Source organism: Leptolyngbya sp. Heron Island J, assembly GCF_000482245.1.
In the GTDB taxonomy this organism is placed as follows: Bacteria; Cyanobacteriota; Cyanobacteriia; order Phormidesmidales; family Phormidesmidaceae; genus Leptothoe.
This window is the reverse complement of record NZ_AWNH01000039.1, coordinates 1-22,342: the sequence shown is the minus strand read 5'-3', so window position 1 is coordinate 22,342 and position 22,342 is coordinate 1. Positions and strand designations below refer to the sequence as shown.

The window sequence follows — 22,342 nt, the reverse complement described above, 5'->3', positions numbered from 1 at the left end:
CAGCATATATAACTTATTGCTCTGCTGCTCTAATGCTTTATCTGTGCCCCATCCAAAACCGTCGTTAGAAAATCTAGGTTAGACTACGTCTAAATATTTTTTGATGGAGTTTGGCCTGTGCGACTTTCCTGGCTCTTGGGCGGTGGAACAGCCTTCTTGATTATTGGATTGGGTTTGGGGCAGCGTCATTTCTTCATGAGGGTGCAATCTACTGCGGTGGAGCCTGGGGATGCGATCGCACAAACTTCTCAAACTGCTCCAGACAGTGCTCCATCCAATCAAGAAATTTTGGCTGCACTAACCGATGCCAGTGTTATCTACCTAGGTGAAACCCATACGGACGAGGCCGATCATGTCGCTCAGCTCAAAATTATTAAAGCCATGCATGAGGCTCGTGGTGAGATTGCCATTGGTCTAGAAATGTTCCAGCGTCCGTTTCAGTCAGTGCTTGATCAATATATCGCTGGCGAGATTACCGAAGCAGAGCTGATAGCACAGAGTGAATATGAAACCCGCTGGGGATTTGATTGGGAACTTTATGCCCCCATCATTCGCTATGCCCAGCGCAATCAAATTCCTTTAATTGCCCTCAATACTCCCCGAGAAATTACTCGTAAAGTAGCCCAACAGGGCTTGGCTAGCTTGACAGGAGACGATCTAACCTATATTCCTCCCATTGATGAAATTGACACCAGTGACGAAAACTACCAAGCGATGGTAGCCCAGGTATTTGGTCATCACGGTGGTCATGGCAACAGCGGTCCCAGCTTTGAAAATTTCTTTGCGGCTCAGGTACTTTGGGATGAAACTATGGCTGAATCTGTTGCTGATTATGTCATGGCTTCTCCAGACACCCAGGTGATTGTATTAGCAGGTGAGGGCCACGTTGTTTTTGATTTTGGGATTCCCAGCCGGGTGCAGCGACGTTTAGGGAATGACTTCATAGCCTACAGCGTACTGCTTAACCCAACAGCGATGACTCCAGAGTTAGCTGACTTTTTCTGGATTTCAGAAACAATGGAGTTTGAGGCCATGGATTAAATCCGAACTTGGCCAACCTGGGTTAAATTTTCATTAGTCAATTGGGATGAAGTCAAACCCAAGGCCAGAGCGTTCACCTGCTTGAATCTGTACAAGCTGAGCTGCTCGATTCCGATCGCCTGAGGGCAAAAAGTGTACTTCTCCTGTGGCTCCATCAGCTGAGAAGTCAGCTCCATATAACGTGTTACGGATACCTTCGCGGCTCGGGTCTTCTAGTAAAGCCGCTCCTAGGGCTGCGATTGCATCATAGGCCATAGCACTGCGCCAGCTCACATCACCCCCCCAAATTTGCTGAGCCTCTGTGACAAATGCAGAATTTGGATCTGATAATACATGCCACGGCACCGCGACAACTAACCCTTCTGCATCGACTCCTCCGTCTTGCAAGACGCGAGGATGGTATAGATCATCACCTCCAATCAGGGGGATTTCGTTGTTGATGGCTGCCATCACGGCTAGTGACGGATCCAGCGTATCAGTGCTAGATGCCAACATCACCACGTCGACTCCTTGCTCAAGAGCAATGGCAATCTGTGTATCGGCATCAAAAGCTGTACCGGCCAAATCATATTCGTTGATGATTTCGCCTCCATCACTAAACACTGAGGTTGTAAACTCGCTTTTTAGTGACAGGCTATAGGCGCTATTGGAATCGTAGTAAAGAACGGCTTTCTGGGCATTAAGGCCGTTAATCATGTAACGAGCCAGAGCGGCGGCGGCAAAACTGTCACTGGGCACTGTCCGAAAAATATAGGGACTTAAGCCGGAGAGTTCCACTGATGTGCTAATAGCGGAAACCATGGGCAGTTGACCCTGGTTATAAACTGGTGCTGCAGCTAAGGTAACGCCGCTGCTGTAATGGCCTAAGACCCCCAGCACCTCTGATCGGTTGACCAGTTCAGCCGCCACAGATTTGGCAATGCTGGGATCGTTATTATCATTGGCAATCAGGAGTTTAATCGGTACTCCATCGTCCCCAACAAGTTGATTTAATTCGTATTGAGCTTGACCCGCCCCCCGCAAGATCTCTAAGCCAATTTCGCTGGTATCCCCAATGGGGGCAATCACAGCCAGCGTGTGGGCTGTTTGATTACCAATACGGGCATTGTTCAAATATATAAAGGCTTCGGGGTCATTACGGTTTTCTTCTAGCGCTGTTTCTAAATTTGCGATCGCCACCGCATAATCGCCTGCCGCGTAGGCAGCAATGCCTTGCACTTTGGAGCCCGAAGGATTAGGCAGTAAGCTTTGGGTGCCCTCGCTTAATCGTTCTGATAGTGTGACTTTGGCAGCAACTTCAGCCGATTTGTCAGAACTTGGCGTACTAGCGTTTGATTTGATGGTGACATTGCTAGGTCTCGGTCTAAGCGCCCCTGAAATGCTCAGGAAAAAGATCCCTAAAATACTAAAAGTCGCTAAGAACAGAAGTATCTCAAATTTGTAATTTTTTAATGTGCGCATGGCTCAGACAAAAGCATTTTAGAAAAATCGCTTAGCAAACGATTGATGCAGCGTATTGACCCGCAATTTCGTCAAATGATTGCCTATCTGCTGAAGTCTTTGGTGCCAACACGTTATTGTCAATGACTGTCCAGACACAAATTAAGTTCTCCGGCATTCACATCACGTAATATCTCAAGGCAATGTGCTCAGTTCAGATTCAACCTAAAAGCCCTGCTACCTCACGATGACAGGGCTTTTAGAACGAAGAGCTAACTAAATAATAGATTTTCTCAGACTTGTTAAGCCTGGCTCAGGCTATCTACGTAGTCAGGATAAATCTTTGGCTCAGTAGCTGTTTACTTAACAGATACCTTAGCACCAGCTTCTTCCAGCTGCTTCTTAGCCGCTTCAGCATCATCCTTGGAAACGCCTTCTTTGATTGCTTTAGGCGCACCTTCAACGATTGCCTTAGCTTCCTTAAGACCAAGGCCGGTAAGAGCACGAACAGCTTTAAGCACAGCAATCTTATTGCCGCCGAAGTCTTCGAGAACAACGTCAAATTCAGTCTTCTCTTCAGCTTCTTCACCACCGCCACCAGCAGCGCCAGGAGCCATCATCATCATGCCACCAGCAGGAGCAGCAGCACTTACACCAAAAGTGTCTTCGATTTGTTTAACTAGCTCAGATGCTTCTAACAGTGTTAGTGTCTTCAGCTTTTCCAAAATTTCGTCAGTTGCAGCAGACATGGATTTCTCCTTGATTAATTACAAAACAGATAACTAGTGGAACAAAACTGGGAGCTATTCGCCGCCTTCGCCACCTTCTTTGTCGACATAGGCTTGAAGACCACGAGCAATAGACGACGGGACTTCTTTGACGCCCACTGCAACCTTGGTTGCCAGAGCGTTGATAGCACCTGCAATCTTGGCATAAAGCTCTTCCTTGCTAGGTAGGTCGGCCAGGGCTTCTGCTTCTGCACCAGTCAGAGCTTTGCCTTCTAGAACGCCACCACGCAATTCGGTCTTTTTAGTGTCCTTCTGGAATTTCTTGTATTCCTTGACGACACTACCAATGTCTTCTTTGGTTAGCAGTAATGCAGTGGTATCTTTCAATAATTCCTGCACAGGCTGCCAATTTTCGTCATCTTGAACCGCAATGCGGATCAGAGTGTTCTTCGCAATTTTGCAAGTGCCACCCTTTTCACGGATACGATTACGTAGGTCGCTGATTTCAGCCACCGTCAGACCTTTGTAGTCAATAACAAAAATAGATTGAGTGTCACTCAGGAGATCCTTGAGTTCGGCAACAATCTCTTTTTTGTTTTCTAGGGTTCTCCCCATTCGGATCTCACCTCCTTAATTGCGGGGATACAGTTAGAAATATTGGCCAGCTCAAACCCAAACTCAGACTTCAAAATCAAAAGGGCCTCAGCTATCCGCCAAGACCCAAAGATGAGCGCTACTCACACCCTTTCTCTGCATCTCGGCAGGCTATTAAGCAAAATGCACCTGCTGTCTTCGAATGCTTATTTAGTTATGGGTGTTTATAAGAGCAGCAATACCTCCAAAGCTTTTCGCTGTTGAATAATCAACGCTGATTGATAATTTATGCAGCTACGTCTTCAAGATTCAGATCACGTAGTGCACTAATATCTAATTTAATCGCAGGACCCATAGTAGCAGCCACTGACATTGTTCGCCAGTAGCGACCCTTAGCACCAGAGGGACGGTTACGATCAATGGTCTCCTGCAGGGCCTTTAAATTGGTTAGCAGGTCTTCAGCTGGAAAGTCGGCTTTGCCAAACATAACGTGGACAATACCAGCTTTATCAGCACGAAACTCTAACTTACCTGCTTTGAAGTCATTGATTGCCTGAGCCAAATCGAATGTGACCGAGCCGCCTTTGGGAGATGGCATTAAACCACGAGGACCTAAAATACGTCCCAGCTTCGCCACCTTAGGCATCATATCGGGGGTAGCTACCAGGATGTCAAAATCCATCATACCCTTCTGGATTTCGTCGATCAGTTCTTCAGAACCGGCAATATCTGCACCATTGTCGGTTGCCTCAGCCACTTTCTCACCACGGGCAATGACGGCAACACGCACCTCCTGACCAGTTCCTTTAGGTAAGGCTACAGTAGTTCGTAACTGCTGGTCGGTGTATTTGGGATCAATGCCCAATCGAATATGCGCTTCGATAGTTTCTGTAAACTTAGCAGTAGCCGTTTCTTTGACTAGCTGCATTGCCTCAAGCGGCTCGTAGAGTTTGTCTTGTACTTTCGCCTGCAGCTCTTTCAAGCGGCGAGACACTTTCTTTACCATGGTTACTCCTTGGGGTGATGGCGAAGCTCAGCTTCTTCCCCAGACTTTTAGTCAAATAATTAGCATGACAACCGATGTTCTGAACTTAGTCAGACACGGTGACTCCCATATTGCGGGCAGTGCCTTCGATGATATTCATGGCTGCTTCAACGTCATTGGCGTTAAGGTCAGGCATCTTCATCTCAGCAATTTCTTGCAATTGGGCGCGGGTAATCGAGCCAACTGTTACTTTATTTGGCTCACCGGAACCCTTCTCAATCTTTGCCGCCTTTTTGATTAGCACAGAGGCTGGCGGTGTTTTGAGAATAAAGGTGAAGCTTCTGTCTTCAAAAACAGAAATTTCAACCGGAACAATCAGTCCTGCTTTGTCAGAGGTCTTGGCGTTGTACTCTTTGCAAAACGCCATAATGTTGACCCCGTGCTGACCCAAGGCGGGACCAATTGGCGGTGCAGGGTTCGCTTTTCCAGCTGGGATTGCCAGCTTAATAATCGCAACTACCTTCTTCGCCATTGATTAACTCTCTTTTTGCACTTGGTTAAATTCCAGCTCAACGGGGGTATCACGGCCAAAAATCGATAGCAATGCCTTAAGCTTGCTCCGCTCGGGACTAACTTCAATGACCTCGCCACTAAAGTCCTTAAACGGACCGGAAAGCACCAAGATCTTGTCACCCTCAGCCATGTCAACTTTGACTACGGGTGCTTGCTCTTGGGTCTGCTTAAAGATACGTTCGACTTCGGCTCTACTCAAAGGCATGGGTTTAACATGCCCTCGCCCACGTCCAGTGGCACGGCGCTGCTCAGCGCCGACAAAGTTAATGACATGGGGGGTGTTTTTGACCACCTGCCAAACGTCGTCATCCAGAATCATGCGGATGAGAACATACCCAGGAAAAACTTTTTCCTCGATATTCTGACGACTGCCGTCCTTACGTAGCTTTACCGCAGGGGTTTGCGGGATTTCGATCTGAAAGATACGGCTGGCAACATCCAATGTGATGGATCGCTGCTCAAGATTCATCTTGACGCGTTTCTCACATCCGGAGGCTACCTGAACTGCATACCAGCGTGATTGTGACTTTTTCGGTTCTTCAGAAACCTCATCACTATCAGCTCCATAATTTGGATCGTCAGAAGCGTAAGTCATTAGAACACCTGCCTAGAAGCCCAACCAAAGAGTCTGTCCACTAAGTAAATTAGCGTCGCAGATACACCCACCATCAAAATGACAGCTAGAGATTCGCTGATCAGCTGCTGCCTGGAGGGCCAAACTACTTTACTCAACTCTTCGCGCGTACTTTTTACAAAAGATCCGGCGTCAAACGAGTCAGCAGAGTCGCTTGGCTGCTTTTTAACTACTTCCTTAGCATCCTTTTTGACCACGTCATTAGCTTCCTTGTTTGCTAGTGGAGTCCGGCCACTGAATCATTCATTGACCTAGAGCTAACCAAACAAAAGTCCCACCTAAAGCGACTTGCTTAAGAGATCAATAAAAACCTCTTTTGAGCAACAAATCTAAAAGCTTTAGGCAGAACTTTTACTGATCGCTCAGCGCGCCCTGGAGGACTCGAACCCCCGACATTCGGTTTTGGAGACCGACGTTCTACCAACTGAACTAAGGACGCACGACTCTTTGAACTTGTCCCATTGTAAAGCTTAAGCTGTGGGCTTTAGACGCCCTACAGCTATTTTTTGCCTGATTTTTCAATGGGACGATCAAAGCGCTGCTTCAAGCGAGTTGCCTTACCGACGCGATCGCGAAGGTAATACAACTTAGCACGACGCGCTTTACCTCTGCGTAAAACCTTAATATTGGCTACGCGAGGCGCGTGTAGCAAGAAAACACGTTCCACACCGACACCTTGAAAGATGCGACGTACGGTAATAGTCTCGTTGATACCGCCATTGCGCATGGCAATCACAGTACCCTCGTAGGGCTGCACACGTTCCTTACCACCTTCAACAATTCGGACACCGACCCGAACTGTATCCCCAACATAGATCTTGGGAATATCTTCTTTGATATGTTCCGCTTCTATAGAGCGGATAATCTCCTCAGCGTTCATAAGCCCTGAAAAGCGCACGGTCTTTAATATTAGGCCAACATGGTCATAAACACCAAGGATTTTTTTAGGAAATATAGAACGGGTAATCGACCATGGCTGATTTCGCTGATGGGGGAATAGGCAGTGGGGAATGGGGTGAAGAATCCTGCATACTATATGTAGTGCGAGCTAAATAATTCTCAATCACTACACGTTTACCCCAGTTCAAAATATCAATCACCCACTTATGAATGTTTTAGGTAATTTGCTGTCGCGAGCCCTGGCTGTACCGGTTATGGTAGGACCTCGCAAACATCAGGGGATTGAGTTAAAGTCTATGCCTGAACAGGACACCATGCGTCAGGCTGGTCGCATCGTTGCAACGGTTTTGAAGGAAATTTCTGAGCTGGTGCAGTCAGGTATGACCACAGCGGATCTAGATGACTATGCAGAGCGTCGCATTCGTGAGATGGGGGCTACACCCAGTTTCAAGGGCTACCATGGGTTTCCAGGGTCTATTTGTGCCAGTATCAACGATGAAGTTGTCCATGGGATTCCACGAAAACGCAAGGTGATTAAGACCGGGGATTTGCTGAAAGTGGACACCGGAGCTTATTTTGAAGGGTTTCACGGTGATTCCTGTATAACGATCGCTGTTGGCAAGATTAATAGCAGAGCCCAGGGGCTGATGCAGGCTGCTGAAGCGGCATTGTATGCAGGCGTTGCCCAAGCTTTACCAGGGAAAACGCTGCTGGATATTGCTGGTGCGATTGAAGATAGCATTCAGGCTAGCGGCTATACAGTGGTTGAAGACTTTACAGGCCATGGTGTAGGCCGTAACCTACACGAGCCGCCATCGGTGTTTAACTTTCGGACTAAGGAGTTGCCCAATGTCACGCTAAAGCCGGGGATGGCTTTAGCGATTGAGCCCATTGTGAATGAAGGGTCTAAGGTGACGCGAACGCTGCGCGATCGCTGGACGGTGGTAACGTGCGATCGCAAGCTATCGGCCCAATTTGAGCATACGGTGCTGATTACCGAAGACGGTCAAGAAATTCTGACTGACCGTTCTCAGGTCTAATAAGTTTTGGCCTTGCTGCAGCCTTCAGCACGTTAAGTTTGTAAACGGCTTCAACTATTTTTTGAGGTCGCTCAGCTCTATACAAGCATCTTGGTCGTAGTCCACCTCGATATCTACTGTGTAGAGTTTCTGGGTGTTTGCTTCGGGGAAGTCAGTGTAGTCCTGGAGTTTGGCTAGAGCAATGTCGTTGAGAAATTCATAGCCAGAGCTGCGTAATAGGGTCGGTTCAGTTGCGATCGCGCCGCCAGGATTAATTACCACACCCACTAATCCTTTTTCCGGTGCAGGGGTGAGACAGCTCAGATAACGACGAGGACTGCCCCCATCCGTAATTGGATAACTGATTGCCAATCCCTGATCTAATGCTTGAGGCTCTGAGACTTGTATGGCTGGTTGCTCGCGCAGGTTTTCTAACCACGCCTGCTTTGCCTCTTCAACCTCCGGTTCTGTGGTTATCAACACACTGTGCCGCAGACGCGCTAGGAAATCTCGCAGCAGCTTGGGCACTTCCTGAGTTTGCGCCCCATCTTTGAGCGCTACCAGGGTCGGAGCTGCCTGCTCTGTAGGTGTTCTGGAGGCAGCGTTTCCAGCACTGTTATTAGTGTCACTGTTATTAGCGGGCAGCACCGCAACTTCGTTAGCGCTGTCTTGGGTGGCCTCACGATTTGGCCGATTTTCCGTAGTGCGACTGCTAGCCTGACGACGATTATCAGCGCCCTGCCCAGTTATTGAACCCTGATTAGCCCTTTGACCAGTTTGAGGCCGACCCTGTATTTGTGCCTGTTGCTGATTAGTGCCTGAAGTTTGCGATCCCGCTGCTGCTGGTCGCAAGCTGGTTGCATCGGGTCGAGGAACGGCTGTTTGGCCACTGGGCTGTGTGGGCTGCGTTGATTTAGGTGGAATCCGAGTGACTGTAATACTTTCTCCCTCAGGATCAGGTGCAGGCACAATTTCGTCAGATGAACCCCCAGCGACTGGAATCATCAATAGCCCTGCATGCAGCCCCACTGCTAGCAAAAAAATAGGATTAAAAAGGATCTTCAAAACGTTCATGACAATGTGGGCAAAAGTTAATAGCAGGCCAACCCATGTAGCGAAGGACGGAAAAATGAGGATGACGAAACTGCTTGGAGTAGTTAAGTGTCAAGGCTCTAAACTGTCCTAACCAAACCTTCACTGCCATATCTAGCTTAAACAATTGGGCTAGCATTTTTGATGTAACCTGTTCCAGGTATCTAACTGTATTGGACTGTGTGGGTAAGACCAGGTTAAGTGACCCCTGTGTTGAATGCCTTAGCTCTGCCGAGGATCATTTGGCCAGACAAACACAAGTGTTGTCCCCTTCAAGTCAATCAATGAGATGTAATTAACTGGTTGTCCATCCGCTGCATAGACACCATAGAAAGGATGACCACCATACAAACCCTCTTCAACCTGTGACATACCAGCACTTTCCAGAGCTTTCCCTAATCCCTCACGCCTGACAAGATCAATATTTCTAGCAATTTGTTTGAATGTCACCTGGGGAAAAGGTAAATACGTGCCAGCGTTGATGCTATCAGGTGTAAAAAAAGCAGAGGGTTCGACGACATTGGCAATATCTTTTGTTCTAAATCTGATATCTATGGGATCGGTTGGATCAATCCCTAACCATTCGGTAGTCACGTCAAAGTTACTTGTGCCTTCGTTGGAAGCTCCTAGAAACTGGCTCAAACTATTGCTCAAGGATGATTGCTGAGCAGGATCAAAGGCAAAGGCTTGAGCGCTGTCGTCATCCTCAAATTCATTGTCGAATATGCCCTCAACCTCGTCTTCGAATTCGTCTGGCGGCTCTTCAATAATCTCTTCAAGCTGCTCAGGGACTTCTGTAAGTACAGGCGGTGCAGCTGTCACAGTAGCCGGTGCTTCAGGTGGTGGTGCCTGCGGTTCTGCCAGCGGCGGCACCGGTTCGGTGGGAGCCAAAATATCGCTGAGGCTAACGGCTTCAATGGTGATCTCTTCTGACGATTCCGGTTCCACAATTTCTTCCTGCTGTGGTGCTGATAGGTCAACAGCTGGCAAGATCAACAGTGCGCCATGTACCCCTAGAGCCATCCATACCACTGGACGTTTGAGAAAACTGATGCCATAGGCTGATAGCTGCGCTGTGACATAGGGCAATGCCTGAATAAACAAAATCGGTTGCATCGCCAGGGTTCTGCCCATTTTGGCTAAACGCTTACGAGATTCAGAGGGAGCAACACTAACCATGCTCTAGCAAGGAGAACAATAAACACCAAGGAAACCTTGGAGGCGCGAACTTCCTCCAAGGTGAAAGGATTGATGCACACTGAACGTGTGAAAGTTGAAAAGCTAATAAACCCCTTCCTCAGGGAAGACCCCCCAAGGAAGAAATCGAATGCTAATCAATGACTAGTTGAAAATAGTGTTAGCTTCTGTGTCGTAAGCTTCGAGAGTAGCGTCGGTGGCATCTTCAGGCAGAGGAACATAACCGACATCAAGAATGAGTTCGCCTGCATCGGCTTGCTCAATGTAGTACTCAACAAAGTCAGCAACACCAGTGCTGGTATCAGCCAAAGCTGCAGTGTTTACGTAAATGAAGATGGGACGGCCCAGCGGCTGGTAAATGTCAGCTTCAACATTTTCTACAGTGGGTTCAACAAACTCACCGAGCTCTTCATTGAAGATGCTGACGGCCTTCAGAATGTCAGCGTTCTCAGCAAAGTAAGCTAAACCGAAGTAACCGATAGCATAGGGATCGCCAGCAACACCCCGTACCAGGATGTTGTCATCTTCACTAGCAGTGTAGTCAGCACGGCTAACACCCCCGTCACCGTTGATTTCATCGGTGAAGTAGTCAAATGTACCTGAATCAGTACCAGGGCCATATAGACCGATTTCTTCATCGGGCCAGGAGGAATCAAGCTGATTCCAGCGAGTAATGGTGCCTTCGGCTTCAGGACGCCACATTGCGTTCAGTTGCTCAACGGTCATTTCAGTTGCCCAATCGTTGGCAGGATTGACCACAATAGTTAGAGCATCATAGGCAACAGGAATAGCAATGTAATCAATGTTATTTGTGGCACAAAGCTCTTTCTCTATGTCTTTGATCGGACGAGATGCGTTAGAGATAACAGTCTCACCAGCACAGAATTTTTTGAAACCACCGCCAGTGCCGGAAACGCCAACAGTAATCTCTGCAGAGTTACCGCTGAGGGCATACTCTTCAGCCATCGCTTCAGTGATGGGAAAAACGGTACTAGAACCGTCAATGGCGATAGTTTGGGCAATTGCAGACGTAGCCGTTAGGACACCTGCCAAAGCTACAGCAGCTGCCGTGCCAAAAAATTGAGCGAACTTAACCATAACTACACACTCCGTGGCTATTTGTTCAGGCCACGAAGCAATGTAGCGATATCAAGTTAAGACGAACTAATTGATGAATTAAGAAAACTTCCCTTTATGTTTAAAGAGAGGTAAAGAATGGAACAAGCTCAACGTGGAGAAAAGCTGCCTGTCCTTTTTACCATACAAACAAACTAAGCGAGCAATTTGTCAACTGAATTTCAGCTTAATCCTAGGCCACATTGCTGTAGTTAACATTACTTTCGATTAAATTCTTATATAAATTTATAAACAAGCCAGAGAACTCTCTTGGACTTGATAGTGAATTCAAGTTCAATGTTCCCCAACTCCTCAGCTTTAAGGCCTTCTGCTAAGTCTGGTTTTCAAAATATCTATACCAGACGGCATTGCCAATGATAGTACAGATAAGAATGCTGCCTCCACCGGCCAAAGCGAGTATGGGGTTATATCCTCCCCGCGTCAGGTTTTCCATCCACAAATGGGTGGTATCAGAAGGAGCTATCTGATTGGCTAGAAATGGAGTGAGATAAATTAAAGCTCCTCCACTAAGGAGCCAACCCACCATCGATGCCAATAAAAAAACGGTTTTGCCTCTTGTTTGAGTGCTCATCTCTCTGCGATATCCTTCCTGGAAGGATGATTAGGTATCTAACGGTGTCCCGGTTAAGCAAGCACCTGCTAGGACCACGCCGTCAAAATTGGCATTGTTGACATGGGCACATAAGAGATTGGCTTGGCTTAAATTAGCCCCTCGTAACACAGCTCCACTCAAATTGGCTTCTTCTAAATCGGACCCAGATAAATCGGCTCCTGATAGATTGGCGTTACCCAGGTCAGCATTGCGAAGGTTGCAGCCAGAAAGGTTTGCTCCTCGTAAGTCGGCTCCTCGCAGATCGACTGCCATCAGGTTAAGGTTGCTTAAAACGGCACCAGCTAGAAACGCCCCAGCGAAACTGCTATCAGTGGTATCTGCTTCTAGTAGCACGGCTCCTCGTAAATCGGCATTACGAAGGTCTGCCGCAGTTAGGTTAGCCCCCATTAAGTCAGCTCCGCGCAGGTTAGCGCGGAGATCTGCCTGTTTGAGGATGGTGCCGTTCAGGTTGGCCCCCTTTAGATTGGCTTGGGATAGGTCTAAACCACTGAGGTCCATGCCAGCTAACTCAGCACCCATCAGATCCTTTTTAGTTCCCTGCAGAACTGCCTTAATTTCTGATGGGGTCATGAGGTGACTTCCTGCATTGTGGAGGGATGCCTGTGTTCTGCTGCTCCAGGTTTAAGATCTTCAAGCCAAACAATGGGCTGCTGGCTAGGACGTTTCGGCAGCTGTAGCATGCCAATTTCAGCCAGTCGAATAACAGTGCTTAAAGACTCAACTAGCCTGGGATCAAAGCGACGACCGCTATGTTGTTCGCAGACGGCTAAGGCCTCCCCTGGAGACATCGCTTTTCGTTCACCTCTTGATTCTGTCAGTTCTTGAAAATAGGCGACCAAACCCAAAATTCTTGACTCGATCGGGATGGCCTCGGCTTTGAGGCCGTCTGGGGTACCGCTACCATCCCAGTATTCTAATTGGTGGGTCACAATGCGGCTGATGGGGGCTAGTTCTGGCATGGACGAGAGCAGCTGACCACCCAGGGCAGCGCGATCGCGCCAAAAAACTAAACTAGCTTCATCCAGTTGGTCTGCCGTTTGCTGAAAAATTTCTTTAGGGGCTTCAGCCAGGCCGATACGAAATAGTAGCCCCGCAAGCCGCAGGCGGCGTAGTTTTAATGTGGGCAAGTCAAGCAGCTGCCCCAGGGTCTCTGCCAAAGCTGAAACTTGTAGGGAAGCGGCAGGATTGGCAGAGTCGCGTTCATCAATTTTTTGCACCATGCGCAGGAACGCCTGGAGCTTATTGGCAGCCAAGTTGCGGTTCAGCTTTGAGGCTTGACCTTCTAGCTCCCAAAGCTCGCGGGTTTGGCGGCTGACGGTAACCAGCTGCTGCTGACTGCTCTGCAAATAGTTAACGATGCGAGAGACAACACCGCTGAGATCAGTTGCGGTCCCGGACGGATTACTTTTGATCGTGTTGTAGTGTTCTGTTAGTTGCTGGGCCAGGGTTGGATTATAGGGCCGCATGCGCTCAATCAAGATTTTGGCAGCGGCTTCCACAGGTCCACGCTCAAAAGTCCAAAGTCCGTAAAATTTGCGTTCAACGTCTACATTGGGGATGCTGTCGCTACGATATTCGTCTTCTGATAGCTCGTGGCAAAGCACCATGGAGGCATAGCCTGGGGCTAGAATAATCAGATTCCATTCTTCGGTGAGGCTGTCATTTGGCTGTAGATCCACCATATCTACATTCGCCAGCTGACTGGTGGCATGGTCACCAAAACCACTGTCGGGGACAGCTGCGATCGCAACACGCTGTGAACAATTGGCAATATTTAGGTAGCGATCGGCTTCCTGTAGGTACCACTTTCCCTGTTGAAAGGTCACCAGTACTAGGGGCTGATCGCTCTCTGGTTGTTCGAGAATGTGATCCTCCAAGGCATGACAAAGGGCCACCAGTGTGTTTTTAAAGTAAACACCATAGCTGGAGGGCATTTGCCCCTCGGGCAAAAGGGTTTTGAGTTGATTAAGGGTAGCCTCAGAGTTCATAGGAAGACTCTTAACGAACCAGATATTGGTCTGATCCCAGAATAGGAAGTTAGTCTGCCCAAGCTCCAAAATCTTGCTAGATGAAGCTTAGCTATGCAGCTAGGTATTCTCTATGATTTCACATTTTGCTAAAAAGCGTGGCATGTCTTAAATAAGTTGTACCGAACTTCCAAAATAGGCAATACCTGACTTAACAGAGACCTGTATGTTTGACTGCTTGAAATCGCCAATACTGAACATTTTTGTTGTCAAACGATACAAAACAGGTGGCTGAAATGAGTAAGAGTACTTAACTTAAGATAGGGAACCACCTAGTTACCATGGGTGGAGCGTATTGTAATCGAGTGAATAGCATGACTAACCCATCCCAAGAACAGACCTGTCCTGTATGCGGTGTCACCATCATTGATGATGTTGTCCAGTTTTCTAATGGCTCTAAGGGCACCCGTGCTCGACTGTATGCCAGGGTTTGCCAGTATGCCCAAAAGCCTGAGTGTATTAATCAAGATAAGGCACTGATTGGTGAGGTGCTGCAAGAAGATGGCTTTATGGAAGCACCACCCATTAATTTTGGGCAGTAGGGCATAGGAAGAACCGGACAGGGAAAGCGTGAGATGGTCTTTCCCGTAGTTTTTCTGGTCCCTTTAATCTGGCCCCTTTAATTTTTTAGCCTAATCGCTCAGCCACTTGTCTCAGGCGCTTGAGCTGAGCTTCCATGTCCTGCTTGGTCCAATTAGCAGCAAACTGATTAAATCCAAAGGCCACTAGGGGGTTGGGAATTTCAAATGCGAACCTGTTGAGTAAACGGGTTCCGGTTGCTTCTGGGATGCATTCCCACCGGTCTTTGCCGGTAAAAAAGCCGGTAAACGCCCACACGACTAGCCCCGGACGACGTTCGACCACCGTACTGATTAGGCTGGGCTGTAGTAACGGGATTTGAATGATAAATCGGGTCTGACTGTTTAACTCTGTGCTCCAGGTATCTCCCATGGGTTCACAGCGTAGGGCTGGGTTGAGCCATTGATGCATGAGGGTGCGATCGCAAATGCACCGTTCAACCGTCGTAGCGCTGGCCCGAATCAAGATTGACTGTTCGAAGACACCCATACTAAATGCAAAAAATGATCGATAGCGATTAAGTGCTACCGATCATTGTTACTTATTTTTTTATTTGAAACAGACAGCCCTAATGGTGGTGGGCATGGTGGCTATGGTGGTGACTGTGGCCATGGTCGCTATGATGATGTCCGTCATGGTGGTGCCCGTTGTGAGCACTGTCATGGTGATGTCCTGAGAAATCCTCTGTAAGCTGCGCGCGCTGATTGACAACGATGCCCTGCTCACCCAGAAGATCTGAAATCAGGCCATCAACCCAGCCAGCCGCCATTGCTGTAAAGCTCTCGTTGTCATTGACGCAAGGCATTTGCACATAGGTAACATCAGGCCGTTTACGGCGTAAGTGGCCAATGATGTGCTCCACATCCAATAGGGTTTCGTGATTTTCGGTAACGAAGCCAATGGGCATAAATACGAGCGCTGTAGCTCCTAGATCCATCAGATTTTGCGCGGCTAGAGTGACATTGGGCTGCGTCCACTCAATCATGGGTGTGTCATGGTTCAGCCAGCCAATCGAAATCAAGGGATAGTTATAGACCAACCGTTCTCGGACTGCATCGTAGAGTAGCTGACTCTCCGTAATACCTGAGGTAAATCCTTTTGCTTTATGGGGGCAACCGTGGTTCATCAGCACGATGCCAGTTTGTGAGGGGAGATGAGCAACTGCCAAATGCTGCTGAATTTTGTCCTCCACCTGACGGGCTAGCAGCTCAATGTAATCTGGCTGGTTATAGAAGGACGGTATATAGCGTGTGCTTTTGAGCCAATGGTCTTCTCCCCCCGTAAAGGTCTTGGCTAACGCACTGTTAACCTGTTCCACAGCAATGCCACTGGTGAAAATCGAATCCACGACTAGCAGCGGGTAGATCAATAGCTTGGTAAAGCCCTGGGCTTGAATTTCCTCGAGTACCTGCCCAGGTAAAAATGGAGCACAAAAGTTAAACGCTTTAAAAACGCTAACCCGCTGCCCCCACTTGGCCTGAAGGTGATTTTCAATTCCCGCTCGCTGACGTTCAAAAATGCCATTGTGGGGCGAAATGAAGTGATCGTGCTGGTGATCCCACTCGTGGCGATCAAAGAGTGCTAGGAGCTTAGCTAGGGGAGGATAAATCCAGGTTGGTACAGGCGCAAATTTAGCCGTCAGTAAATTCAGTGCTTGTTCGTTGTAGTTGGCAAAGTCTTCATAACTTTCTACTTCGCCATAGCCCATAAGCAAAACTGCCACACGCTCGTCAGTATTGCTTTGATCTGGGGTAGATAAATGTGCGTGCGGAATCGCAACCATAAAAAATAAGCCTCGAAGGTGATTTAGGCGTTACTGTCACACTGGACAGGCCCTAAAGTTAACGCACCTCATCTGATATCCCTGCGGCCATTGTAAGAATTTAAGACTCCTGAGATTAATTGATACGCAGCTGTTACTGTCTGTTAAGTCTTAATTCAATCGCTCCACAATCGTCTGCGCTCAGGTCCCTTTAGTCGCTGGTGGGTATCGCGTAATAGCGTCGGGATATCTAGCTGCTCCGGACAGCGAGGCAGACAGTCATCGCAGTCGGTGCAGCGGTTGCCTTTGCGTCCTGGAAACCAGTGACCAGCACGCTCAAACATGCCATAGCGATATTGGCCAAATTTTGTCATGTCATAGGCCAGAGCCAGGTTACGCAGCCGTAAAACTTCTGGAATATGAATTGCTTCTGGACAAGGAAGACACTCGTAGCACTGGCGGCAGTGCTCAGTTCCTAAAGCATCAGCCTGTGTCTGGTGCAGACGTGCTAAGGTTTCCTGTTCTGGCTTGGTCAGGGAGTCAGTCTTATCGGCTATCTGCAGTGGCCAATTAAGTTCAGCTGGCAGTGCAGGTCCCACACTGAGGGTGGTAATACGCGGGTCACTCAGCAGCCATCGATAGGTAAGCAGCAGCGGATCAAATGGAGCACATAGTTGCCGAAGTCGGTCAGAAGGGGTGTAGAGTTGTCCCCCTTTATCGCCTGGGGAAATGATAAAAATCCCTAAATCTCTTTGGTGCGCTAGCTTGATAGCAGCGGCATTGCGTTGGTTAAAAAAGTAATAGTGCAGGTTGATAAAGCTGATGATGGGCAGTGCGATCGCACCCATCACCACGTCCAGTGACCCATGGCTAGACGCCCCTACGTGACGTACCCGACCATCGGCTACCACCTGTGTTAACCCTGGCAGCATTGCTTTAACCTGCTGCAAATGCTCCGGTGTATTCACCCCATGCACTGCCAGGCAGTCAATATAGCCCGTGTTTAAACGCGCTAACGACTCATCCACCAGCCGATCAACATCGCTATCTGGCAGCAACTTGGTCGTCAAAATTAACTTAGACCGCTCAAAACTACTTAGCGCCTGACCAATGTAGCGTTCACTTTGACCATAGCCCCGTGCTGTCTCAATGTGATTAATGCCTCGGCCAATTGCGTCAGCCAAAACCTGGTGCAAAGACTCTGCATTTTCTAAACAGCGCATTGTACCCAGAGAAAATACAGACAGGTTTAATTCAGTTTTACCAAAGCGCCGATAGTGCATGGGGTTAGCAGTTGCCTCAACCCGCAGAACCTACTGGTTAGATGAGCGGCCCTGCTGAGCAAAATCTGATGGACTTAAGTTAGAAACAAAATCGCGAAATGCTTCTTTCTCCGCTTCGTCAGCCTCTCGATCAACTGGAATTGAAGCGTCGGCCACAACCTCTTCCATAACCCAAATGGGAGCTCCCATCCGCAGCGCAATTGAGATAGCATCACTGGGACGAGAATCCAGTTCTTTGGTCACCTCTCCCTGTTTTAGAGTCATCGTGGCATAGAACGTGTTGTCCTTTAAGGAATGAATCACCACACGCTCAAGTTCTAATTCCCAATCGTCTAGCAAATTGGCAAATAGATCATGGGTCATAGGCCGCACAGACTCTTCATTTTCCAAGGCGACGATAATTGCGCGGGCCTGCTCATTGGAAATAAAAATAGGCAGTGCTCGTCGTTCGGATGCGTCACGCAGCAAAATCACAGGATTTCGTGAGACTGCATCCAGTGCAATGCCAGCAACTTTCATTTCGATCATGGATATTAATCCTCTTGGCTCCGCAGGAATCTAACCCAATAACTAGACTTTATCACCTGAAATTTACCCAAACTGTGTCAGACTATCTCGAAAATATAATGGCTGCGGGTCAAAAATCATCGGTGATAAATAGTATGTGCTAATCAGTTTTATATAGCCTTCCACTTCTAAGCTAAGAGAGCTCTCCCTAACTTGTTGACCATTGCATAAAAATCTTTAGCTAAATTCTAGAAATCTTCATTTAGGATTCGATTTCTATGGCTGGTATACGTACCATTATGCAAATCTGACTGCAACAATTGTACTGCTATTAAATAGCTCGGGTACCAGCGTTACGTTTTTATTCCCCAATTCATCATAAGAAGGTGTTTACCGGACTAATTCAAGCTTTAGGAAAGCTTCAAACCCTAGACAACGATCGCTTACAGATCAGTGGCCTTGATGGTTCTAGTCCTATCATGGCAGACATTGCTTTAGGTGATAGTATCGCCGTAGACGGTGTTTGTCTGACCGTTGCGACTATTTTGCCGAAAGGATTTATTGTGACTGCGTCCCCTGAAACCCTAGAACGCTCGACGTTAGGACATATTCCTCCGGATCGTCCTGTCAATCTGGAGTCGTCTTTGCGGGTAGGGTCCAAAATTGGTGGCCATTTTGTAACTGGCCATGTTGATGGCCAGGGTTATGTAGGCGATATTATTAAAACTGATAGCGCCTGGGAAATTAGCTTTACAGTTCCCAAAAGTCCAGTGGCACGCTATGTCGTCCCCAAGGGCAGCATTGGTGTTAATGGTATTAGCCTGACGATCGCAGACTGTAGTCCACCAGGTGACTGGTTTAAGGTGGCTGTTATTCCAGTCACCTATGATGAAACGAATCTGCAGTATCTCCAGCCTGGTGATGCCGTCAATTTAGAAGGAGATATTTTGGGCAAGTATGTAGAGCGGTTTACCCAGCCAGCCAGCACAGTAGGTCAGCCAGACATTTCTCTCGATTTCTTAGCTGAACATGGTTACGGCTAATCCCCTCAGGTCAGGACTCCGGTTTATATGAATTGTGGGCTAACTAGTAAGTCGTAAGCGCTCAAAGAAACTGTGGTTCTCAAGCTAAAAGTTAAGGACAATACAGCGTATCTTTTGTTGTTCGTCCGGTTACCGGATTTACGCCTGTTGCAACTTCACAGAGCATGTCATTCGTTTTGACATCAAGATCAACGTCTGTAAAATCCGCACCTTCTATATTCGCTTTACGAAAATCGGTGCTAAATGCGTAAGCACCCTCAAGAATTGCGTTTTTAAGATTAGCTCTAATAAACCGGGCTCCATCTAGGGTAGCGCCAGTCATATCGGCATTTTCTAGGTTTGCTTTGGTCAGGTTGGTGTCGAACAGACGCACACCACGCAAGTCTGTATTGCTCAGGTCTGCTTCTGCCATATCGGTGCTGGTGTAGTTATTACCGCGTAAGTCTTGACCGGCAAAACTTTGTTGCCGCAGACTCTGCCGATCATAGTTTTTTGCCTGGGCTGTATTGGGCCAGCTTAAACACATTACACCTACCAACAAACAGCTCAGCAGCCAGCGTCTCCAACAAACAGAGCTTAGATACCTCATAGAACTATAGCGATCGCAACATTAATCATTCTTGCATTTAAAAACCCTTTAAATACCTGTGGTTATTGGCTTAGATACTTGACAACGAAGTGGACAATCAGCCCACAAATCAAAAAGCCTCCACCAGCAGGTAGAGGCTTTTTCAAACGATACTGAGACTAAGCCTTAGTCTAGATCGTCCATTGCCAATACTGGCTCGTTCTCACGGTCAAGACCCTTCTCGAAACCACCAGCAGCAGCACGAGCGCGGCCCGCATGCCATAGGTGACCAACCAAGAAGAAGAAGCCCAGAACGAAGTGAGAAGTCGACAGCCACTGACGGGGGTTCACAAAGTTAACAGAGTTAATCTCAGTGATAACGCCACCTACAGAGTTCAGAGACGCGTTAGGAGCGTGAGTCATGTACTCAGCAGCACGACGTACCTGCCAAGGCTGAATATCGTTCTTAAGCTTGTCAAGGTCAAGGCCATTAGTACCACGCAGGGGAGCTAGCCAAGGACCATCAAAGTCCCAGAAACGCATAGTCTCACCACCGAAGATGATCTCACCAGTAGGAGAGCGCATCAGGTACTTACCAAGACCAGTAGGACCTTGAGCTGCACCAATGTTGGCACCCAAGCGCTGGTCACGAACCAAGAAGGTCATGGCCTGTGCCTGAGAAGACTCAGCATTGGTAGGACCGTAGAATTCACTGGGGTAAGCAGTGTTGTTGAACCACACAAAGCAGGATGCAATGAAGCCCATCATGGACAACGCACCCAAACTGTAGGAAAGATAAGCTTCACCAGACCAGATGAAGGCACGACGAACCCAGCCAAAAGGCTTGGTTAGGATGTGCCAGATACCACCGGAAATACAGATCAGACCAATCCAAATGTGGCCACCGATGATGTCTTCCATGCTGTTAACACCAACAATCCAGCCGTCGCCACCAAAGGGAGCGCCAACTACATAGCCCCAAATAACAGCAGGGTCAAGGGTGGGGTTAGTAATGACACGAACGTCACCACCACCAGGAGCCCACGTGTCGTAGACACCGCCAAACAGGGTGGCTTTGAATACGAGCAATAGAGCACCAATACCCAAAAGAATCAGGTGATAACCAATAATGTTGGTCATCTGATTCTTGTCCTTCCAATCTTGCTGGAAGAAGCTGGAATACTCTTCAAGTGTCTCAGGACCACGAACAGCGTGATATACACCGCCTAGACCGAGAACCGCAGAAGAAATTAGGTGTAGAACACCAACGATAAAGTAGGGAAATGTATCAACAATTTCACCACCAGGACCTACACCCCAACCCAAAGTCGCTAGGTGAGGTAACAGGATGAAGCCTTGCTCATAAAGAGGCTTCTCAGGCACAAAGTGAGAGACCTCAAACAAGGTCATCGCACCAGTCCATAGAACGATAAGACCAGCGTGGGCTACATGTGCACCCAGCAGCTTACCAGACAGATCAATCAGACGAGCGTTACCAGACCACCAGGCAAAACCGGTAGATTGCTGGTCACGACCCGAAATGTAATTACTAGAGAGCGTTACCACGTGGCAGTACCTCTTCGGGGAATACAAACTTCTCGTGGGGCTGGTCCTGAGGAGCCATCCACGCACGAATACCTTCGTTAAGCAGAATGTTCTTGGTGTAGAACGTTTCGAATTCAGGGTCTTCCGCAGCGCGGGTTTCCTGAGAGACAAAGTCGTAAGCTCGCAGGTTGAGTGCGAGACCGACAATGCCAATGGCACTCATCCATAGCCCGGTCACGGGGACGAAGAGCATGAAGAAATGCAACCACCGCTTGTTGGAGAAGGCGATACCAAAAATCTGAGACCAGAAGCGGTTTGCCGTCACCATGGAGTAGGTTTCTTCGGCCTGAGTGGGTTCGAAGGCACGGAAGGTGTTAGCCCCTTCGCCATCTTCAAACAGTGTGTTTTCCACGGTAGCTCCGTGGATGGCACACAAGAGTGCGCCGCCCAGGACACCGGCAACGCCCATCATGTGGAAGGGGTTGAGGGTCCAGTTGTGGAAGCCCTGCAAAAAGAGCAGGAATCGGAAGATGGCGGCCACACCGAAGCTGGGTGCAAAGAACCAGCTGGATTGGCCCAAGGGGTACATCAAGAACACCGACACGAACACGGCGATGGGTGCCGAGAAAGCGATGGCGTTGTAAGGACGCAGGCCGACGAGCCGAGCGACCTCGAACTGCCGGAGCATGAATCCAATCAAGGCGAAGGCACCATGGAGTGCGACAAACGCCCAGAGGCCGCCGATTTGACACCAGCGAACGAAGTCACCTTGAGCCTCAGGCCCCCAGAGCAGGAGCAGGGAGTGGCCCATGCTGTCAGCGGGAGAGGAGACAGCAACTGTCAGAAAGTTAGCGCCTTCGAGATAGGAAGACGCGAGTCCATGGGTATACCAGGACGTAACGAAGGTGGTGCCAGTGAGCCAGCCGCCAATGGCCAAGAAGGCGCAGGGGAACAGCAGCAAACCGGACCAGCCGACGAAGACAAATCTATCGCGCTTGAGCCAGTCATCGACGACGTCGAAGACGCCTCGATTAGCTCCAGCACGGCCCATTGCAATGGTCATCTCAAATCCTCT

The 22,342-nt window shown here is 48.4% G+C and carries 25 protein-coding genes, 1 tRNA gene and 1 other annotated feature; of the genes, 4 read left to right on the top strand and 22 right to left on the bottom strand.

The window, feature by feature from the left end; translation table 11 throughout:
* Positions 1-117: 117 nt before the first annotated feature.
* On the top strand, positions 118-1,041 hold the full coding sequence (locus tag N836_RS50945) for a ChaN family lipoprotein (RefSeq protein ID WP_023072510.1): 924 nt from the start codon (positions 118-120) through the stop codon (positions 1,039-1,041).
* 33 nt (positions 1,042-1,074) lie between these two features.
* On the opposite strand, the gene N836_RS50940 is transcribed toward N836_RS50945, so the two are convergent.
* The 9 genes from N836_RS50940 to rplS form a co-directional block, all read right to left on the bottom strand.
* The gene (locus N836_RS50940; protein WP_023072509.1) at positions 1,075-2,502 is read right to left on the bottom strand and encodes an ABC transporter substrate-binding protein; all 1,428 of its coding nucleotides are present in this window, start codon (positions 2,500-2,502) and stop codon (positions 1,075-1,077) included.
* A gap of 338 nt (positions 2,503-2,840) precedes the next feature.
* A complete protein-coding gene (gene rplL / locus N836_RS50935; protein ID WP_023072508.1) occupies positions 2,841-3,230 on the bottom strand; it encodes a 50S ribosomal protein L7/L12 in 390 nt (129 codons plus the stop codon).
* Positions 3,231-3,284: 54 nt separating this feature from the next.
* Positions 3,285-3,824 (bottom strand): 50S ribosomal protein L10, encoded by a 540-nt coding sequence (gene rplJ / locus N836_RS50930; RefSeq protein ID WP_023072507.1) that lies wholly within the window; start codon positions 3,822-3,824, stop codon positions 3,285-3,287.
* A 67-nt stretch (positions 3,825-3,891) separates the two neighbouring features.
* Positions 3,892-4,022: a sequence feature (ribosomal protein L10 leader region), on the bottom strand.
* A gap of 67 nt (positions 4,023-4,089) precedes the next feature.
* Positions 4,090-4,809, bottom strand: coding sequence for a 50S ribosomal protein L1 (gene rplA / locus N836_RS50925; RefSeq protein WP_023072506.1), 720 nt, complete (start codon positions 4,807-4,809; stop codon positions 4,090-4,092).
* An 85-nt stretch (positions 4,810-4,894) separates the two neighbouring features.
* Positions 4,895-5,320 carry a 50S ribosomal protein L11 gene (gene rplK, locus N836_RS50920; RefSeq protein WP_023072505.1) on the bottom strand — a complete coding sequence of 142 codons (426 nt, stop codon included), beginning with the start codon at positions 5,318-5,320 and terminating at the stop codon, positions 4,895-4,897.
* 3 nt (positions 5,321-5,323) lie between these two features.
* Positions 5,324-5,956: a transcription termination/antitermination protein NusG gene (nusG, locus tag N836_RS50915; protein WP_023072504.1), complete on the bottom strand. Its 633-nt coding sequence runs from the start codon at positions 5,954-5,956 to the stop codon at positions 5,324-5,326.
* A complete protein-coding gene (gene secE, locus N836_RS50910) occupies positions 5,956-6,192 on the bottom strand; it encodes a preprotein translocase subunit SecE (protein ID WP_023072503.1) in 237 nt (78 codons plus the stop codon). The genes nusG and secE overlap by 1 nt, the downstream gene beginning before the upstream one ends.
* Before the next feature lie 169 nt (positions 6,193-6,361).
* Positions 6,362-6,434 (bottom strand) — tRNA-Trp (locus N836_RS50905).
* Between the two features lie 60 nt (positions 6,435-6,494).
* Positions 6,495-6,875 (bottom strand): 50S ribosomal protein L19, encoded by a 381-nt coding sequence (gene rplS, locus N836_RS50900; RefSeq protein WP_023072502.1) that lies wholly within the window; start codon positions 6,873-6,875, stop codon positions 6,495-6,497.
* Between the two features lie 226 nt (positions 6,876-7,101).
* On the opposite strand from rplS, the gene map reads away from it, so the two are divergent.
* Positions 7,102-7,935 (top strand): type I methionyl aminopeptidase, encoded by an 834-nt coding sequence (map, locus tag N836_RS50895; protein ID WP_023072501.1) that lies wholly within the window; start codon positions 7,102-7,104, stop codon positions 7,933-7,935.
* A 54-nt stretch (positions 7,936-7,989) separates the two neighbouring features.
* On the opposite strand, the gene N836_RS50890 is transcribed toward map, so the two are convergent.
* The 6 genes from N836_RS50890 to N836_RS50865 all read right to left on the bottom strand — a co-directional run bounded on the left by N836_RS50890 (position 7,990) and on the right by N836_RS50865 (position 13,941).
* On the bottom strand, positions 7,990-8,988 hold the full coding sequence (locus N836_RS50890) for a hypothetical protein (protein WP_023072500.1): 999 nt from the start codon (positions 8,986-8,988) through the stop codon (positions 7,990-7,992).
* 240 nt (positions 8,989-9,228) lie between these two features.
* Positions 9,229-10,185, bottom strand: a complete 957-nt coding sequence (locus N836_RS73235) for a hypothetical protein (protein ID WP_023072498.1) — start codon at positions 10,183-10,185, stop codon at positions 9,229-9,231.
* Between the two features lie 162 nt (positions 10,186-10,347).
* Entirely contained in the window at positions 10,348-11,301 is a 954-nt protein-coding gene (locus N836_RS50880; protein ID WP_023072497.1) for a PstS family phosphate ABC transporter substrate-binding protein, read from the bottom strand.
* A 349-nt stretch (positions 11,302-11,650) separates the two neighbouring features.
* The gene (locus tag N836_RS50875; RefSeq protein ID WP_023072496.1) at positions 11,651-11,911 is read right to left on the bottom strand and encodes a hypothetical protein; all 261 of its coding nucleotides are present in this window, start codon (positions 11,909-11,911) and stop codon (positions 11,651-11,653) included.
* Positions 11,912-11,941: 30 nt separating this feature from the next.
* Entirely contained in the window at positions 11,942-12,523 is a 582-nt protein-coding gene (locus N836_RS50870) for a pentapeptide repeat-containing protein (protein ID WP_023072495.1), read from the bottom strand.
* Complete coding sequence (locus N836_RS50865; protein WP_023072494.1) at positions 12,520-13,941, bottom strand: HD domain-containing phosphohydrolase; 1,422 nt, start codon at positions 13,939-13,941, stop codon at positions 12,520-12,522. Before N836_RS50865 ends, N836_RS50870 begins: the two co-directional genes overlap by 4 nt.
* A 353-nt stretch (positions 13,942-14,294) precedes the next feature.
* On the opposite strand from N836_RS50865, the gene N836_RS50860 reads away from it, so the two are divergent.
* Positions 14,295-14,522 (top strand): hypothetical protein, encoded by a 228-nt coding sequence (locus tag N836_RS50860; protein WP_023072493.1) that lies wholly within the window; start codon positions 14,295-14,297, stop codon positions 14,520-14,522.
* Positions 14,523-14,607: 85 nt separating this feature from the next.
* Here the strand turns inward: N836_RS50860 and N836_RS50855 are convergent, their stop codons facing one another.
* From N836_RS50855 to N836_RS50840, 4 genes are all read right to left on the bottom strand, one after another.
* On the bottom strand, positions 14,608-15,048 hold the full coding sequence (locus N836_RS50855; RefSeq protein ID WP_023072492.1) for an SRPBCC family protein: 441 nt from the start codon (positions 15,046-15,048) through the stop codon (positions 14,608-14,610).
* Positions 15,049-15,127: 79 nt separating this feature from the next.
* Positions 15,128-16,342 carry a ferrochelatase gene (locus N836_RS50850; RefSeq protein WP_023072491.1) on the bottom strand — a complete coding sequence of 405 codons (1,215 nt, stop codon included), beginning with the start codon at positions 16,340-16,342 and terminating at the stop codon, positions 15,128-15,130.
* Positions 16,343-16,497: 155 nt separating this feature from the next.
* Positions 16,498-17,604 (bottom strand): aldo/keto reductase, encoded by a 1,107-nt coding sequence (locus N836_RS50845; protein ID WP_023072490.1) that lies wholly within the window; start codon positions 17,602-17,604, stop codon positions 16,498-16,500.
* A gap of 30 nt (positions 17,605-17,634) precedes the next feature.
* A complete protein-coding gene (locus N836_RS50840) occupies positions 17,635-18,132 on the bottom strand; it encodes a bifunctional nuclease family protein (protein WP_023072489.1) in 498 nt (165 codons plus the stop codon).
* Between the two features lie 365 nt (positions 18,133-18,497).
* Here N836_RS50840 and N836_RS50835 point away from each other — a divergent pair, with 365 nt between their 5' ends.
* Positions 18,498-19,154, top strand: coding sequence for a riboflavin synthase (locus N836_RS50835; protein ID WP_023072488.1), 657 nt, complete (start codon positions 18,498-18,500; stop codon positions 19,152-19,154).
* A gap of 91 nt (positions 19,155-19,245) precedes the next feature.
* On the opposite strand, the gene N836_RS50830 is transcribed toward N836_RS50835, so the two are convergent.
* The 3 genes from N836_RS50830 to psbD form a co-directional block, all read right to left on the bottom strand.
* On the bottom strand, positions 19,246-19,680 hold the full coding sequence (locus N836_RS50830; RefSeq protein WP_023072487.1) for a pentapeptide repeat-containing protein: 435 nt from the start codon (positions 19,678-19,680) through the stop codon (positions 19,246-19,248).
* Positions 19,681-19,908: 228 nt separating this feature from the next.
* On the bottom strand, positions 19,909-21,288 hold the full coding sequence (psbC, locus tag N836_RS50825; RefSeq protein WP_023072486.1) for a photosystem II reaction center protein CP43: 1,380 nt from the start codon (positions 21,286-21,288) through the stop codon (positions 19,909-19,911).
* On the bottom strand, positions 21,272-22,330 hold the full coding sequence (gene psbD / locus N836_RS50820; protein ID WP_031292578.1) for a photosystem II D2 protein (photosystem q(a) protein): 1,059 nt from the start codon (positions 22,328-22,330) through the stop codon (positions 21,272-21,274). Before psbD ends, psbC begins: the two co-directional genes overlap by 17 nt.
* Positions 22,331-22,342: the final 12 nt, after the last annotated feature.

Bases quoted from the DNA above. Each gene is read 5' to 3' on its own strand.
- N836_RS50940 (WP_023072509.1), bottom strand. From the start codon at position 2,502: ATGCGCACATTAAAAAATTACAAATTTGAGATACTTCTGTTCTTAGCG.
- N836_RS50860 (WP_023072493.1), top strand. From the start codon at position 14,295: ATGACTAACCCATCCCAAGAACAGACCTGTCCTGTATGCGGTGTCACC.
- rplK (WP_023072505.1), bottom strand. From the start codon at position 5,320: ATGGCGAAGAAGGTAGTTGCGATTATTAAGCTGGCAATCCCAGCTGGA.
- rplS (WP_023072502.1), bottom strand. From the start codon at position 6,875: ATGAACGCTGAGGAGATTATCCGCTCTATAGAAGCGGAACATATCAAA.
- psbD (WP_031292578.1), bottom strand. From the start codon at position 22,330: ATGACCATTGCAATGGGCCGTGCTGGAGCTAATCGAGGCGTCTTCGAC.
- rplA (WP_023072506.1), bottom strand. From the start codon at position 4,809: ATGGTAAAGAAAGTGTCTCGCCGCTTGAAAGAGCTGCAGGCGAAAGTA.
- N836_RS50840 (WP_023072489.1), bottom strand. From the start codon at position 18,132: ATGATCGAAATGAAAGTTGCTGGCATTGCACTGGATGCAGTCTCACGA.
- map (WP_023072501.1), top strand. From the start codon at position 7,102: ATGAATGTTTTAGGTAATTTGCTGTCGCGAGCCCTGGCTGTACCGGTT.
- N836_RS50845 (WP_023072490.1), bottom strand. From the start codon at position 17,604: ATGCACTATCGGCGCTTTGGTAAAACTGAATTAAACCTGTCTGTATTT.
- N836_RS50870 (WP_023072495.1), bottom strand. From the start codon at position 12,523: ATGACCCCATCAGAAATTAAGGCAGTTCTGCAGGGAACTAAAAAGGAT.
- nusG (WP_023072504.1), bottom strand. From the start codon at position 5,956: ATGACTTACGCTTCTGACGATCCAAATTATGGAGCTGATAGTGATGAG.
- N836_RS50855 (WP_023072492.1), bottom strand. From the start codon at position 15,048: ATGGGTGTCTTCGAACAGTCAATCTTGATTCGGGCCAGCGCTACGACG.
- N836_RS50890 (WP_023072500.1), bottom strand. From the start codon at position 8,988: ATGAACGTTTTGAAGATCCTTTTTAATCCTATTTTTTTGCTAGCAGTG.
- N836_RS50850 (WP_023072491.1), bottom strand. From the start codon at position 16,342: ATGGTTGCGATTCCGCACGCACATTTATCTACCCCAGATCAAAGCAAT.
- rplL (WP_023072508.1), bottom strand. From the start codon at position 3,230: ATGTCTGCTGCAACTGACGAAATTTTGGAAAAGCTGAAGACACTAACA.
- N836_RS50830 (WP_023072487.1), bottom strand. From the start codon at position 19,680: ATGTGTTTAAGCTGGCCCAATACAGCCCAGGCAAAAAACTATGATCGG.
- rplJ (WP_023072507.1), bottom strand. From the start codon at position 3,824: ATGGGGAGAACCCTAGAAAACAAAAAAGAGATTGTTGCCGAACTCAAG.
- N836_RS73235 (WP_023072498.1), bottom strand. From the start codon at position 10,185: ATGGTTAGTGTTGCTCCCTCTGAATCTCGTAAGCGTTTAGCCAAAATG.
- N836_RS50880 (WP_023072497.1), bottom strand. From the start codon at position 11,301: ATGGTTAAGTTCGCTCAATTTTTTGGCACGGCAGCTGCTGTAGCTTTG.
- N836_RS50865 (WP_023072494.1), bottom strand. From the start codon at position 13,941: ATGAACTCTGAGGCTACCCTTAATCAACTCAAAACCCTTTTGCCCGAG.
- N836_RS50875 (WP_023072496.1), bottom strand. From the start codon at position 11,911: ATGAGCACTCAAACAAGAGGCAAAACCGTTTTTTTATTGGCATCGATG.